The organism is Pseudomonas sp. IB20, from assembly GCF_009707325.1.
Lineage (GTDB): Bacteria > Pseudomonadota > Gammaproteobacteria > Pseudomonadales > Pseudomonadaceae > Aquipseudomonas.
The window spans coordinates 527,742-542,068 of sequence record NZ_CP046103.1 but is presented as its reverse complement, the minus strand read 5'-3'; the positions used below and the strand labels follow the sequence as shown (position 1 = coordinate 542,068).

Sequence of the window (14,327 nt, the reverse complement as noted above, 5' to 3'; positions counted from 1 at the left end):
CCACCAATTTTATTTGAATTCCAGTGCCAGAGCGGCGCACCACGACTGGCCTCGCGCACTCTGGGGCAACAACTTCAGCTGACGTCCGTGATCACGCGGCGTAATGGTAATGGTCAGGTCCGGCTTTGGCAAAAAGCCTGTGCCTTTATCTGGCCATTCAATCAGGCACAGCGCGTCTTCGTCGAAATAATCACGGATGCCCATGTACTCCAGCTCTTCGGGGTCTACCAGGCGATAGAGGTCGAAGTGAAAGGCGCGAATCTCGCCAATCTCGTAGGGTTCGACCAAGGTGAACGTCGGGCTTTTGACCGCGCCCGTATGGCCCAACCCGCGAATAGTCCCGCGCGACAGCGTGGTCTTGCCCGCCCCAAGGTCGCCTTCGAGAAAGATCAGCCCTGCGCCGGCCGTAACCTGGGCGATGCGATGACCCAACGCGACCATCGCGTCTTCATCGGCCAGAAAAAGAGTTACTTCAGACACGGCGACTGTTCCTCCAGCAATTGACGAATGGCAGGTATCAGGTCGCTGGCAGCCAACCCGCGACCAAAGGTGCCTTGGCGATCCCCGGCCGTGGCGTGCAACCACACGGCCAGGCAGCTTGCCTCATAGGCTGGCATGCCCTGGGCCAGCAACGCGCCCACCAGACCGCTCAATACATCACCCAACCCTGCCGTGGCCATCGCCGGGTGGCCCTGGTCACAGCGCGAAACACGTCCGTCCGGGCTGGCAATCAAACTGCCAGCCCCCTTGAGAATAGCCACTGCATTGAATTTCTGGCTCAACGCGCGCGCAACCTTAGAGCGATCGGCCTGAACCTCGGCTGTCGAGATCCCCATCAAACGCGCAGCTTCACCCGGATGTGGCGTGATCACCGAGTTCGCCGGCAGGCTCACGCTGCCGATAGACAATTGATTCAAGGCATCGGCGTCCCAGACCTGCGGCTGCTTGGCATTGGCGGCAACGGACAACAGGCTTTTGCCCCAGGAAGCCTCTCCAAGGCCCGGGCCGATGACGATGACCGAGATTTTTTCCAGCAACCCCATCAACTGGTTGGCCGAACTCACGCCAACGGTCATGACTTCCGGCAAGCGCGCCAGCGCGGCGGGGATGTGTTCGGGGCGGGTCGCCAGCGAGACCATGCCCGCGCCACTGCGCAAGGCACTTTCTGCGCTCAATAGCGCGGCGCCGCCAAAGCCGCGGTCGCCGCCGATGACCAAGAGGTGGCCGAATTGGCCTTTATGGGCCTCCGGGGAACGTGCAGCCAGTTGCGGCAAATGGCCGTGCAACAGGGGCTGTACGTCGGTTATTGCGTGTTTTGTCTGCGGCATGCGTCTTCAAGCTCCGATGTCTGGCAGAATTATACCTATCTAACCTGCGGTTTCCCTTGTCTCATGCCTGCCATCACCACCGATCTGCCCGCCCTCGCCCAATCGATCAAAGACTGGGGCCGTGAGCTGGGCTTTCAACAAGTCGGCATCAGCGGCCTGGACCTGGCCGAGCATGAACAGCACCTGCAACGCTGGCTCGACGCGGGCTACCACGGCGAGATGGACTACATGGCCGCCCATGGCAGCAAACGCTCGCACCCCGATGAGCTGGTGCCCGGCACTTTGCGCGTGGTGTCGCTGCGCATGGATTATCTGCCAGGCGACACCCAAATGGCGCAGCTGCTGGCCAAGCCAGAAAAAGCCTACATTTCCCGATACGCCCTAGGCCGCGATTACCACAAGCTGATCCGCAAACGCGTGCAGCAACTGGCTGACCGTATCCAGGCGCAAATCGGCCCGTTCGGCTTTCGCGCGTTTGTTGACAGCGCGCCGGTGCTCGAAAAAGCCATCGCCGAACAAGCCGGCCTCGGCTGGATCGGCAAAAACACCCTGGTGCTCAATCGCAAGGCCGGCAGCTATTTCTTCTTGAGCGAGCTGTTTGTCGATTTGCCGCTGCCGGTAGACCCACCCCACTCCACCGAACATTGCGGCCGCTGCACGGCGTGCCTGGACATCTGCCCTACCAATGCCTTCGTCGGCCCCTATGTACTGGACGCGCGACGCTGCATTTCCTACCTCACTATCGAACTCAAGAGCGCAATCCCGGAAGACTTGCGCCCACTGATCGGCAATCGCGTGTTCGGTTGCGATGACTGTCAGATCGTTTGCCCGTGGAATCGTTTCGCTCGCCCCACCGCCGAAAGCGATTTCAAGCCGCGGCACAATCTGGATAACGCCGAGCTGGCCGAACTGTTTATGTGGGACGAGGACAAATTCCTCAGCAGCACTGAAGGTTCGCCGCTACGCCGCGCCGGTTACGAGCGTTGGCTGCGCAACCTGGCCGTGGGCCTGGGCAATGCGCCCTCGAGCATTCCAGTACTGGAGGCCTTGAAGGCGCGCCGGGATTACCCCTCGGAGCTGGTGCGCGAACACGTGGAGTGGGCGCTCAACCAACACGCTACGCGCTAGTGCACGTCGTCGTTGTAGACGAACTTGGGCATTTCCCAGTGAAAACGAATCGCCAGCAGGCGCAATAGAAAGCCGCTGAACAGGGTCAGCAGAATCGCCTGCTCGCTGGGCAGTTCCAGATAAAGGCAGAGCATGTAGAACCAGGCGGCCAGGAACGACACGCTGGCGTACAGCTCCCGACGGAAGATAAGCGGAATGTCGTTACAGAAGATATCCCGCAGGATGCCGCCGAACACCCCGGTGATTACGCCGCTGACCGACGCCACCAACATACCGTGGCCCATTTCCAGGGCGGTCATGCAGCCGATCAGGGTGAACGCCACCAGCCCCACAGCATCCAGCGCCAGGAACAGCGAGCGCAGATGGCGCATCAGCGGTGCGATAAAGATCGTCACCAAGGCAGCGATGGAGGTCAGCACCAGGTATTCCGGGTGTTTGACCCACGTCAGCGGGTAATGCCCCAACAGCACGTCGCGCACCGAGCCGCCGCCCAGGGCGGTGACGCAGGCGATCAGCACCACGCCAAACCAATCCATGCCGCGCCGCCCGGCAGACAGCGCGCCGGTCATGGCTTCGGCGGTGATGGCGATGAGGTAGAGCATCAACAGCATGATGGCGATCCTTGCAAAGAGGCGCGCAGTCTAATCATTTGGTGATGGCACCAAAAGGGGGCGCTTGGCGAAAGACCGAGGCGCGCCTTCGCGAGCAAGCCCGCTCCCACATTTGACCGAGTTCCACCTTTGGAATGCAGTCGAATGTGGGAGCGGGATTGCTCGCGAAGGCGCCAGGCCTGGCACTACATCTTCAAGCCTTGATGAAATGCTTACGGTAATGCTGCAGCTCAGCGATCGATTCGCGAATGTCATCCAACGCCAAATGCGTGCTGCCTTTATGGAAGCTATCTTTAACTTCCGGCGCCCAGCGCGCGGCCAGTTCTTTCAAGGTGGACACATCCAGGTTGCGATAATGGAAGTAGCTTTCCAGCCCTTTCATATGCGTATAAAGGAAACGGCGGTCCTGGCAGATGCTGTTGCCACAGATCGGCGACTTGCCCTTGGGCACCCACTTCTCCAGGAAAGCGATGGTTTGAGCCTCAGCTTCAGCCATGCTGATACGGCTGTCACGCACGCGCTGGGTCAGCCCGGAGTTGCCGTGGGTGCGGGTGTTCCACTCGTCCATGGTGGCGAGCACGGCGTCGCTGTGGTGAATGGCGATCACCGGACCTTCGGCCAAGGTGTTGAGGTTGCTGTCGGTGACAATCGTCGCCATCTCGATGATGACGTCAGTGTCGGGGTTCAGACCGGTCATTTCCAGATCGATCCAAATCAGGTTCTGTGGGTTTTGCATGGCTTGATTCTCTTTGCACCTTGGCGTAGCTGCGCAGTTTAGCAGGCGGGGCCGTGCTAGACTCGCGACCGTTTTACCTAACCTTTGTATTATCGACACGGAACACCAATGGCCAAACGCCAGCTCAATCGTCGCCAAAACTGGCGCATCGAAAAGATTCAAGGTGAACGCGCCGCTCGCGCCGCCAAACGTGAATCCTCCGCCGTGGAAGCGCTCGAGGGCGGCGACCTAGGCCCTGAACAAACGGGCTTGGTGATCGCGCACTTTGGTGTGCAGGTCGAAGTCGAGGCGCTCGAAGGCGAACTCGCAGGCTCTGTTTCCCGTTGCCACTTGCGCGCCAACCTGCCTGCGCTGGTGACCGGCGACAAGGTTGTGTGGCGTGCCGGCAACCAGGGTATCGGCGTGATCGTCGCCCAGTTGCCACGCACCACCGAACTGCGCCGCCCCGACAGCCGTGGCCAGCTCAAGCCGGTGGCCGCTAACGTCGACATGATCGTGATCGTGTTCGCGCCGCTGCCCGAGCCGCATGCCAACCTGATCGACCGCTATCTGGTCGCAGCCGAGCATGCCGGTATTCGCCCGCTGTTGCTGCTGAACAAATTCGACCTGATCGACGAGCAGAACGCCCCGGCGCTCAACGCGTTGCTGGCGGTCTACCGCACCCTGGGTTACCCGGTGCTGGAAGTCTCGGCGCATCACGGCAACGGCATGGAACAGCTGCAACAGCAGTTGGACGGGCGCATCAGCGTGTTCGTCGGCCAGTCGGGCGTGGGCAAGTCGTCGCTGGTCAACAGCCTGCTACCGGAAGTCGACACCCGCGTCGGCCCACTCTCAGAGCTGTCTGGCCAGGGCACTCACACCACCACCACCGCGCGGTTGTTCCACTTCCCCGGCGGCGGTGAGCTGATCGACTCCCCAGGCATCCGCGAATTCGGCCTCGGCCACGTCAGCCGCAGGGATGTGGAAGCGGGCTTCATCGAGTTCAACGACTTGATCGGTACCTGCCGCTTCCGCGACTGCAAACACGACCGCGAGCCGGGCTGTGCGTTGCTCAAGGCCTTGGAAGACGGCCGCGTGCAGCAGCAGCGGATGAACAGCTATCGGTCGATTATTGCGAGCTTGCCTGAGAGCAGTTACTAAACCGCACTGACAAAAAGGCCGCGATCATCGCGGCCTTTTTGCATGTGGATTACGACCCGGGCGCCGGCGCAGGCGCCGTCGGGTCTTTCACCCCGCCATCATCAAACAGGTTCAGCTTCTGGCGCAGCTCATGCGCCGGCAACGGCTCCTGCCCCGGCGGAATGGCGTTCGGGTCGGCCGGCACTTCGCCTGGCGCACCTTCGCCTTGGGTCGGTACCGGCGGCGCTGCGCCTTGATCGCCTTCAATCGCGCGCTGGGCCTTTTTGGTCAGCACGACGATATCAATCCGACGGTTGATCGGGTTGAACGGGTCTTTAGGATCAAACAGCTGCGAGGAAGCAAAACCCACCACACGCGCCACTTGCGGGTCGGGATAGCTGCCTGCCACCAGCGCACGGCGCGCGGCGTTCGCGCGGTTGGCCGAGAGTTCCCAGTTGCCGAAGTCGCCCTGGCCCGAATACGGCTTGGCGTCGGTGTGACCGCTGATGCTGATCTTGTTCGGCACCGCCTTGATGGTGTCGGCCATGGCCAGCAAGATGTCTTCAAAGTAGGGCTTCAGGCGCGCGCTGCCGGAGTCGAACATCGGCCGGTTGGCAGCGTCGGTGATCTGGATGCGCAGACCTTCAGGCGTGATTTCGAAGGAAATCTGGTCCTTGAATTTCAGTAGCTGCGGGTTCTCTTCAACCTTGGTCTGCAGTTCCTGCAGCAACAACTCGAGGCGCTCTTTCTCGACCTGATCGGCCATGCTCTCGACAGTTTCGCGCTCAATCGGGATGTTTTCCTGCGGCGATTCGGTCTTGACCTCGGGGTTGATGGTGCGCTCAGGCGCCAACTGCGGCGAGCCGCCCAGGTCGATCACAAACGGCGTACCGCTTTCCGAGAAGCCAATCGGGTCTTTGAAATAACCGGCGATGGCGATTTTCTGTTCGGGCGTGGCGGTCGACATCAGCCACAGCACCAGGAAGAACGCCATCATCGCCGTCGCAAAGTCGGCGAAGGCGATTTTCCAGGCACCACCATGGTGCCCCGCAGCGAAGCGCTTGACGCGCTTGATGATTATCGGCTGGTTGTTTTCCATGGTTTAGCGACCGCGAACCGCTTGTTCCAGCTCGGAAAAACTTGGGCGATGTTTCGGGTACAGCACCTTGCGCCCGAACTCCACCGCCAGCGATGGCGGCATACCGGACGCCGAAGCCACCAGGCACGCCTTAATCGCCTCGTAGAGGTTGACCTCTTCCTTGGCATCGTGGGCCAGGCAGGTAGCGAGTGGGCCGAAGAAGCCATAGGCCGCAAGAATACCGAAGAAGGTACCCACGAGGGCCGCACCCACGTGCATACCAATGGCCTTCTGGTCGCCTTCGCCCAGGGACGCCATGGTCACCACAATACCGAGTACCGCCGCGACGATACCAAAGCCGGGCATGGCGTCGGCAACGCCGGTCACGGCATGCGAAGGGTGCTCCAACTCTTCTTTAAGGCTGAACAGCTCCATGTCGAACAAGCCTTCGAGCTCGTGCGGCGCCATGTTGCCGGAGGACATGATGCGCAGGTAATCACAAATGTAGGCGGTCATGCGCTCATCTTTGAGCACGGCCGGGTACTTGGCGAAAATCGGGCTAGCCGCGGCGTCTTCGATGTCGCCTTCGATGGCCATCATGCCTTCACGGCGGCTCTTGTTGAGGATCTCGTAGACCAGGCCCAGAACCTCCAAGTAGAAGGTGTGGGAGAAGCGCGAACTGAACATGCCCAGCGACTTTTTGATCACATGCATGGTCATGTAACCGGGGTTGGCCTGCAAGAATGCACCTAAGGCCGCACCGCCGATAATCATCACTTCGAAGGGCTGGATCAACGCAGCGATTTTACCGTGGGAAAGGACGTACCCACCGAGCACGCTTGCGAAGACGACGATGATGCCGATAATTTTAGCCATAGGGGATTGGTACTTGCGCCGTCGGGTTCATGGACATATTGGGTGCAGCCGAAAACTCTTGTTCTACTTATCGGCAAAACTGCGCCAGACTATAGCCCGTTAAGGCGAAAAGCCAATTCGGCCCGTTCCGGGCATGTAGAACGCAAGTGATGATCGCGCCCCACTCATGGCTAATGAAACGACAGTACCCACTGCAAAACCCACCACACTCGCCGCTTGGATCAAGCGCCTGGACGACGTGCTGCTGCCTGTTCCCCAAGCCAGTCACGAGCGTGTGTGCAAAGCCATTCGCAATAGCCGCAGCTCATTGCGAGATATTGCCGAGCTGATGCAACACAGCCCCGCGCTCGTGCTCAGCGTGATACGCGAGGCCAATAGCCAGGCCCACGGCAGCCTGTCGGGGCCGGCGGAAAACCTCGAAGTGGCACTCAACCGCCTGGGCCTTAAACGCGCCGAGGAATTGTTGGCGCGCCTGCCTTCGGTGCCGGAAAAAGACATCCCCGTGGCCCTTCGCCAACTGCTGCTGGTGAGCCAACACGCGTCCCAGCAGGCCAACGGTTTGTTCGCCAGCCGCCTGGCGCGGCTATGGCAAGACATTCATTGGGGCAGCCTGCTGTTTCTGTCGCCGCTGTGGCCGATGGCCGTCGCCTACCCCAAGCTCTTGGAAGAATGGGAACTGCGCGTTATCCACAAAGGCCAGTCGGCGCGCAAAGTCGAGCAGGAATTGTTTGGCGTGCGCCTGCTGGACGTGTGCCTCGGCTTGACCGAGGCCTGGCACCTGCCGATCTGGGTCTCCCAAGGCTACAACTTGCTGCTCACCGAGCAACGCTTGCTGGTCAAGACGCTGCACATCGCCCGCGAAGACGACGCCCTGCGCCACCAGCAATTGCTCGATGCCGCCCCCAACCTGCGCCGCTGGCTGAACCAGCCGGCCAACACCGTGCTACTGGCCAACGGCCTGGCGATGTCGGCACAGGAATCCTGGACCTGCCCGCACACCGAGCGCTGGCAATACCTCACCGCGCTGTACCTGCAAGAACCGTTGAGCGACGTGCAGCAACAGGTTCACCAGCAAGCGGTGACCAGCGCACGCACCACCTTGATGCCGGACCTCTGGCACCCGGCGTTATCGCTGATCTGGCCGTGGCATGTGCAGAAAGTCCATCGCGGCCTGTTGCCGGCGCCGCCGCCCACTGCCGAATCATTGGCCGTGTGGCGCAATCGCTGCACTGAGCTACTGGTAGAACCGAGCCGTTTTGCCAATGCCATGCACCTGACCACCTGCGCCAAGGAAGCCTTGGTCGCCAGTGGCATGCAGCGAGTGTTGCTGTTTATGGCCGACCGCACCCTGAGCACCTTGCGTGCGCATCAAGCAGACGGTTTGCCTAAGGACGCCGCCAACCTGAGCCTGGACGTGGTCAACAGCACGCTGCTGCAGCGCCTGCTGGAAAAGTCCGCCCAGGTGCGCCTCACGCCAGACAATCACGCGCAGTTCTCGGCACTGCTGCCGCCGACCCTGCGCCGCCTGTTCACCGGCGAACACCTGTTGCTACGCTCCTTGAGTTGCAACGGCAAGGTGGTGATGCTGATGGTCGCCGACCAGGGCGGCGGGCCGTTCTCGGAAACCACCGTGCAAGCCTTCGGCAAAACCGCTCAATGCATCGAGAAAGCCCTGCACTGCTTTACCAACCGCAGCGCTTGATGCTTGCGCTACAATCGCCCTCTTTTATCGCCAACATTTGTGCCCAGGAGACCTCACATGCCTGACTTCTCTGGCTTGCCGCTGGTGATCGAGTCCAGCGACCTGCTCGGTCAACTGGATGCCGAACACCTGATTCTGGTGGACCTCACCAGTGCCGCCCGCTACGCCGAAGGGCATATCCCCGGCGCGCATTTCGTTGACCCCAAGCGCACCCAACTCGGCCAGGCGCCCGCGCCCGGCCTGCTGCCGCACAAGGCCGAGCTGGAAAAACTCTTCGGCGAACTGGGCCACACCCCAGATGCCACCTACGTGGTCTACGACGACGAGGGCGGCGGCTGGGCCGGGCGCTTCATCTGGATGCTCGACGTGATCGGCCACCAGAAATACCACTACCTGGACGGCGGCCTGCTGGCCTGGCTGGACGGTAAACACCCCGTGTCCACCGAGGTGCCCGCCCCGGTCGGCGGCCCAGTCAGCCTGACCTTGCACGATGGCCCCACCGCCACGCGCGAGTACTTGCAAAGTCGACTCGGCGAGGCCGACCTGGGCATCTGGGATGCACGCGGCCCGTTGGAATATTCCGGCGAGAAGGTCCTCGCGGCCAAGGGTGGTCACATCCCTGGCGCTGTGAACTTCGAATGGACCGCCGGCATGGACAAGGCACGCAACCTGCGTATCCGCCGCGACATGCCACAGATCCTCGAAGACCTCGGCCTGACCAAAGATAAAGAAATCATCACCCACTGCCAGACCCACCACCGCTCTGGCTTCACCTACCTGGTGGCCAAGGCGCTCGGTTATCCGCGAGTCAAAGGTTATGCCGGTTCCTGGGGCGAATGGGGCAACCACCCCGACACCCCCGTTGAGATTTAAGGTTTAAGGACAGTTAATGAAAAAGCAGTTGTTTATCCTCAGCCAGTACTTGCTGCCGCACCACTTGCTCTCGCGTCTGGCCGGCTGCATTGCCGAGTGCCGCGTACGCTGGTTCAAGAATGCCTTCACCGCCTGGTTCGCCAAGCGCTACCAAGTGGACATGTCCCAAGCCCTGGTTGAAGACCTGACCGCCTACGAGCACTTCAACGCCTTCTTCACCCGCGCCTTGAAAGACGGTGCGCGCCCGCTGGATCAGACCCCAGGCGCGGTCTTGAGCCCGGCCGACGGTGCTGTCAGCCAGCTCGGCCCGATTGAACACGGCCGGGTGTTCCAGGCCAAGGGCCACAGCTTCAGCGTGCTGGAACTGCTGGGCGGCGATGCAGCGTTGGCGGCCCCCTTCATGGGCGGTGATTTCGCCACCGTCTACCTGTCGCCGAAGGACTACCACCGCGTGCACATGCCATTGGCCGGTACGCTGCGTGAAATGGTCTACGTGCCGGGTCGGATTTTCTCGGTAAACCAGACCACCGCTGAAAACGTGCCTGAGCTGTTTGCACGTAACGAGCGTGTTGTCTGCCTGTTCGACACCGAACGCGGCCCGATGGCGGTGGTGTTGGTGGGTGCGATGATCGTCGCGTCGATTGAAACCGTGTGGGCCGGGCTGGTCACTCCGCCCAAGCGCGAGCTGAAAACCTTCCGCTACGACGAAGCCGCGCGCGCGCCGATTCACTTGGAGAAGGGTGCTGAACTGGGCCGCTTCAAGCTGGGTTCGACGGCAATTGTGCTGTTTGGGCCGGATCAGGTTAAGTGGGCTGAAGAACTGGTGGCGGGTACGCCAGTGCAGATGGGCCAAGGCATCGCATCGCCTAAAGCCTGATTCGAAGCCGATACTGATCATTCCCACGCTCTGCGTGGGAATGCATCCTGTGACGCTCCGCGTCGCGACCTTAAGGCTGACGCAGAGCGTCAAGGCCGGCATTCCCACGCAGAGCGTGGGAACGATCGGTCCGCGTATCTACAGTTACAGCTGACTGTCGCGGTCGCGAAAGCCCAGCAGATACAACACACCATCCAACCCCAACGTCGAAATCGCCTGCTTGGCTGACTGCTTGACCAGTGGCTTGGCGCGGAACGCCACACCCAGCCCGGCAATCGCCAGCATCGGCAAATCATTCGCGCCGTCGCCGACCGCGATGGTCTGCTCCAGACGCAAACCTTCCTTGTGGGCCAACTCCTTCAGCAAGTCCGCCTTGCGCTGCGCGTCGACAATCGGCTCCACCGCCACGCCGGTCACCTTGCCATCCACCACTTCCAGCTCGTTGGCGAACACGTAGTCGATGCCCAGCTTGGCCTGCAACTGCTTGGCGAAGTAGGTGAAGCCACCCGACAGGATTGCGGTTTTGTAGCCCAGGCGCTTGAGTTCGGCGAACAGGGTTTCAGCGCCTTCGGTCAGGCGCAGCGAGGCACCGATCGAGTCCAGCACGCTCACATCCAGGCCTTTGAGCAAGGCCAGGCGCTCCTTGAAGCTGGCACGAAAATCCAGCTCACCGGCCATGGCGCGCTCAGTGATTTCGGACACCTGCTCGCCCACACCGGCGGCCTTGGCCAATTCGTCGATGACTTCGGCTTCGATCAGCGTGGAGTCCATGTCGAACACCGCCAGGCGGCGGTTACGGCGGAACAGCGAATCTTCCTGGAAGGCGATATCGACATTCAGCTCTTGGGCCACGCTCAAGAACTCGGCGCGCAGGGCTTGAGGGTCCGCCGGCTCGCCGCGCACGGAGAACTCGATGCAGCCCTTGCCCTTGTCGGCTGGCGTGTCCAACGGCATGCGTCCCGACAGACGGTCAATATGATCGATATTCAAACCGTACTGGGCCGTGATCGAGCTGACGCGCTGCAATTGTTCGGCGGTTACCTTGCGGGTCAGCAAAGTGACGATGTGGCGTTTTTTGCCCTGGCCTTCCACCCAATGCTGATAATCGGCTTCGGAGACCGGGGTGAAACGCACCTGTTGATCCAGCTTATACGCCGTAAACAGGATGTCCTTTAGCACCGACGAGGCCTGTTCGGTGCTCGGGATTTCCACGAGGATGCCGAACGACAGGGTGTCGTGGATCACTGCCTGGCCGATATCGAGAATGTTCACACCACCCTGGGCCAGAACACCGGTAATGGCTGCCGTAAGACCCGGGCGGTCTTCGCCAGTGATGTTTATCAGGACAATTTCGCGCAAAGCGCACCCCCAGGCTGGAAAAAAACCGCATTCTACCCACTTTCAGTGACCATCGGGCACAGCCAGCGCTTTGCCGGTCCTAGGCCTGTCGCTATACTGCGCGTCAACTTCACGGACTAAAGAGCCGAGCTCAAGTGAACCGGCCTACGCCAATAAAAACCGACAACTTCTTCCTGCTGATCTTCCGGGCACTGCGCCACCGCCGTGTACCGATCGCATTACGCATCGCCAGCCATAACGTGATCCTGGTCGCTCTGGCCCTGGTGATCTACGCCTGCGTGATGGGTTTGCAATTCAAGCAGGCCATGCACGAGCAAGCCGACGCCCTGGGCGAGAGCTTGACCACTCAGACCGCCACCTCGGCGACTGAGCTGCTGGTGTCCAATGACATCCTCAGCCTCAACGTGCTGCTCAACAACCTGACCAAGAACCCGCTGGTGGCCCACGCGGCTATCTATAGCGTGGACAACCGGATCATGGCCGAAGCCGGGCAGCGCCCGAAAAACGGCCTGCTGGGTGAAGCCGAAGGCCTGTATCAGAGCAATATCACGTTTCAGGATGTGAAAGCCGGCCAACTGCGCATCAGCCTCGACATGCAGCAGTTCCAGCAGCCGATGACCATCAGCCTGCAGAGCATGGGCATCCTCAGCGCCATTTTGCTGGCATTGGCCCTGGCCTTGAGCTTGCGCCTGGGTCGGCATATCTCCACGCCGCTGATGCAACTGCGCATCTGGCTGCGCGATATCGACGAACACACCCCGGCCACTGATCGTCAGGATGAAATCGGCGACCTCGCCCGCCAACTCCACGCCAGCTTCGCCCCGGAACCGGTGGTGCCCGAGGTTGAACCCGAGCCTGAGTACGACGACACCGATTACGACGACGAACCCGAGTTTGAAGTGCGCGACCTGCGCGACCCGGGCTTTGACGAAAGCGCGCCGGTGGCCGGCCTCAAGCCCGCGACACGCCAGGCGATCAGGGCCGAAGAAGATGAACTGGACGATGAAGACCCGTTCTCCGATTTGCGCGACACGTCGGCCGCCGCCCCTGCCGTCGCTCCCAAGCCTGCGCCAGTGAAGAGCAGCGAACCCCAGCACAGCGCCGTCTTGGCCGTGCAACTGGGTGCCCAGGACCAACTGCGTCGCCTGCCCCGCGCCCGCCTGACGGAGTTGCTAGAACGCTACCGCGACTGCCTGGACCAGGCTGCTTCGCTGTATCAGAGCGAGCTGCACACCCTGAACGATGGCAGCACGTTGATGCTGTTCCACAGCGAAGACAGCGGCGAAGATTATCTGACTAATGCAATCTGCTGCGGCGAGTTGTTGCGCGCCTTGGGCCACGCCCTGCAGATTGAAGTGGCCGACAGCGGCATCACCTTGCAACTGCAGCTCGGCCTGACGGTGGGCGATGATCTGTTCGGCATGAGCCAGATCGACCTACTGCTCACCGAAATCGCCCAGGACGCGCTGGCCTTGTCGCAACACAGTCGCAACCTGCTGCTGGTGGAGCGCAAGATCAGCGAAGACACGTTGATCCGTCAACGCGCGCGTATCCGCCCGATTGCCAGCCCTGAAGGCGCGAGCTGCGTGGAGCGGCTGATGGAGCCGTATCCGTCGATGCTGGAGCGGCAGTTGGCACGCATGCATGAGACCCGCAACAAGCCTGAATAACACTGCTAGACCAATGATCGCTCCCACGCTCTGCGTGAGACGCCTCTTGGGACGCTCCGCGTCCTGCCAGGCCCAAGCCATGTACAAGGGTGACGCAGAGCGCCACAGGCTGCATTCCCACGCAGAGCGTGGGAACGATCAAACAAAAAGGCCCGCTGAGTAAGCGGGCCTTTTTTGTGAGTCGGTTTCAGATCAAAACCTGAACACTTCCATATCCGTACGAATCGGCGTAGCCATCGGCATCTTCGGCTTTTCCGGCGCTGCCGGTTTGGACTGTGCTGGAGCCTGTTTGCGCGGCGCCTCGGCGACCGAAGGCTGGTTGGCCAACGGTTTGAGCGCCACCGACAACTGCTGAGCCAGATGCTGCAACAACACGCCCTGGGCCTGGACCTGAGACGCGGTGGTGCCAGCGTGCTCTTCCTGCAGGTGCACAATGCGGTTATCGCGCACTTGGCCACGGCGGTCGATCAAGCGCCACTGTGCATCCAGGATCGCCGGCTGCGAAGTACCCGAGTCGAGTCGGGTAATCGTCAGCAATACCTGCACATCCGGCGTGAAGCCGGTCGGCGCAGGCGCGAGCACCACACGCTGGCTGTCCAACTGGCCCGCCACCTGGCGCAACATCAGTTGGTTGATATCGGACGACAAGCTGCCCGCCCAACGACCATCGGTGGAACCTTGCAGGCTGCCGTCGTTCTGACGTTGCAGCAGGGTTTCGCGTTGCAGGTAGTCAGCAACGACTACCGGGCCCAACAATACGGCCATGCCAGCGGTTTGTGCTGGCTGAGCCGGACTTCCGCTGTCCAGCTGGTACAGCGACACCGGTTGGTGCGTGCTGCAACCCGCCAGCCCCAAAAGGCCAGCGAGCATCAAAAATAGAGGAAGGCGTGGAGCAGTCATCATCCCATCCAGGTGGCTGCCACAAGGCGAACCACAATGTAATACTAAAAATAACCTAAACACGCTCGGC

General features: G+C 61.2%; 14 protein-coding genes. 6 read left to right on the top strand and 8 right to left on the bottom strand.

All coding sequences use genetic code 11. The features are described 5' to 3' along the window. Positions 1-9: 9 nt before the first annotated feature. Positions 10-480, bottom strand: coding sequence for a tRNA (adenosine(37)-N6)-threonylcarbamoyltransferase complex ATPase subunit type 1 TsaE (tsaE, locus tag GJU48_RS02405; RefSeq protein WP_094950974.1), 471 nt, complete (start codon positions 478-480; stop codon positions 10-12). Continuing rightward, complete coding sequence (locus GJU48_RS02400; RefSeq protein WP_094950975.1) at positions 468-1,328, bottom strand: NAD(P)H-hydrate dehydratase; 861 nt, start codon at positions 1,326-1,328, stop codon at positions 468-470. The genes tsaE and GJU48_RS02400 overlap by 13 nt, the downstream gene beginning before the upstream one ends. Before the next feature lie 63 nt (positions 1,329-1,391). On the opposite strand from GJU48_RS02400, the gene queG reads away from it, so the two are divergent. Further along, positions 1,392-2,456: a tRNA epoxyqueuosine(34) reductase QueG gene (gene queG / locus GJU48_RS02395; protein WP_094950976.1), complete on the top strand. Its 1,065-nt coding sequence runs from the start codon at positions 1,392-1,394 to the stop codon at positions 2,454-2,456. On the opposite strand, the gene GJU48_RS02390 is transcribed toward queG, so the two are convergent. Together GJU48_RS02390 and orn are read right to left on the bottom strand one after the other, a co-directional pair. Then, a complete protein-coding gene (locus GJU48_RS02390; protein ID WP_169875734.1) occupies positions 2,453-3,070 on the bottom strand; it encodes a trimeric intracellular cation channel family protein in 618 nt (205 codons plus the stop codon). The two genes, queG and GJU48_RS02390, sit on opposite strands and share 4 nt — an antisense overlap. A gap of 190 nt (positions 3,071-3,260) precedes the next feature. Beyond that, entirely contained in the window at positions 3,261-3,803 is a 543-nt protein-coding gene (gene orn, locus GJU48_RS02385; protein ID WP_003188046.1) for an oligoribonuclease, read from the bottom strand. A 108-nt stretch (positions 3,804-3,911) separates the two neighbouring features. Between orn and rsgA the strand changes: the two genes are divergently transcribed. Further along, positions 3,912-4,943: a small ribosomal subunit biogenesis GTPase RsgA gene (gene rsgA, locus GJU48_RS02380; protein WP_094950977.1), complete on the top strand. Its 1,032-nt coding sequence runs from the start codon at positions 3,912-3,914 to the stop codon at positions 4,941-4,943. Between the two features lie 49 nt (positions 4,944-4,992). Here rsgA and motB read toward each other — a convergent pair whose 3' ends face one another. Both motB and motA read right to left on the bottom strand, forming a co-directional pair. Then, entirely contained in the window at positions 4,993-6,021 is a 1,029-nt protein-coding gene (gene motB / locus GJU48_RS02375; RefSeq protein ID WP_094950978.1) for a flagellar motor protein MotB, read from the bottom strand. 3 nt (positions 6,022-6,024) lie between these two features. Then, positions 6,025-6,876, bottom strand: a complete 852-nt coding sequence (gene motA, locus GJU48_RS02370; protein ID WP_053254041.1) for a flagellar motor stator protein MotA — start codon at positions 6,874-6,876, stop codon at positions 6,025-6,027. Between the two features lie 166 nt (positions 6,877-7,042). Here motA and GJU48_RS02365 point away from each other — a divergent pair, with 166 nt between their 5' ends. Genes GJU48_RS02365 through asd form a run of 3 tightly spaced genes read left to right on the top strand, consistent with a single transcriptional unit; the run spans position 7,043 to position 10,328 of the window. Beyond that, complete coding sequence (locus GJU48_RS02365) at positions 7,043-8,578, top strand: HDOD domain-containing protein (RefSeq protein ID WP_094950979.1); 1,536 nt, start codon at positions 7,043-7,045, stop codon at positions 8,576-8,578. A 57-nt stretch (positions 8,579-8,635) separates the two neighbouring features. Then, positions 8,636-9,451, top strand: coding sequence for a rhodanese-like domain-containing protein (locus GJU48_RS02360; protein ID WP_094950980.1), 816 nt, complete (start codon positions 8,636-8,638; stop codon positions 9,449-9,451). Positions 9,452-9,467: 16 nt separating this feature from the next. Further along, positions 9,468-10,328, top strand: a complete 861-nt coding sequence (asd, locus tag GJU48_RS02355) for an archaetidylserine decarboxylase (protein WP_094950981.1) — start codon at positions 9,468-9,470, stop codon at positions 10,326-10,328. A gap of 144 nt (positions 10,329-10,472) precedes the next feature. Here asd and serB read toward each other — a convergent pair whose 3' ends face one another. Then, positions 10,473-11,687 (bottom strand): phosphoserine phosphatase SerB, encoded by a 1,215-nt coding sequence (gene serB, locus GJU48_RS02350; protein ID WP_094950982.1) that lies wholly within the window; start codon positions 11,685-11,687, stop codon positions 10,473-10,475. 134 nt (positions 11,688-11,821) lie between these two features. On the opposite strand from serB, the gene GJU48_RS02345 reads away from it, so the two are divergent. Beyond that, a complete protein-coding gene (locus GJU48_RS02345) occupies positions 11,822-13,357 on the top strand; it encodes an AhpA/YtjB family protein (protein ID WP_094950983.1) in 1,536 nt (511 codons plus the stop codon). Positions 13,358-13,549: 192 nt separating this feature from the next. Here GJU48_RS02345 and GJU48_RS02340 read toward each other — a convergent pair whose 3' ends face one another. Further along, on the bottom strand, positions 13,550-14,260 hold the full coding sequence (locus GJU48_RS02340; RefSeq protein ID WP_094950984.1) for a PqiC family protein: 711 nt from the start codon (positions 14,258-14,260) through the stop codon (positions 13,550-13,552). Positions 14,261-14,327: the final 67 nt, after the last annotated feature.

Coding starts and splice junctions, on each gene's coding strand:
- GJU48_RS02400 (WP_094950975.1), bottom strand. CDS start 1,328: ATGCCGCAGACAAAACACGCAATAACCGACGTACAGCCCCTGTTGCAC.
- queG (WP_094950976.1), top strand. CDS start 1,392: ATGCCTGCCATCACCACCGATCTGCCCGCCCTCGCCCAATCGATCAAA.
- orn (WP_003188046.1), bottom strand. CDS start 3,803: ATGCAAAACCCACAGAACCTGATTTGGATCGATCTGGAAATGACCGGT.
- rsgA (WP_094950977.1), top strand. CDS start 3,912: ATGGCCAAACGCCAGCTCAATCGTCGCCAAAACTGGCGCATCGAAAAG.
- motB (WP_094950978.1), bottom strand. CDS start 6,021: ATGGAAAACAACCAGCCGATAATCATCAAGCGCGTCAAGCGCTTCGCT.
- motA (WP_053254041.1), bottom strand. CDS start 6,876: ATGGCTAAAATTATCGGCATCATCGTCGTCTTCGCAAGCGTGCTCGGT.
- GJU48_RS02365 (WP_094950979.1), top strand. CDS start 7,043: ATGGCTAATGAAACGACAGTACCCACTGCAAAACCCACCACACTCGCC.
- GJU48_RS02360 (WP_094950980.1), top strand. CDS start 8,636: ATGCCTGACTTCTCTGGCTTGCCGCTGGTGATCGAGTCCAGCGACCTG.
- asd (WP_094950981.1), top strand. CDS start 9,468: ATGAAAAAGCAGTTGTTTATCCTCAGCCAGTACTTGCTGCCGCACCAC.
- GJU48_RS02340 (WP_094950984.1), bottom strand. CDS start 14,260: ATGATGACTGCTCCACGCCTTCCTCTATTTTTGATGCTCGCTGGCCTT.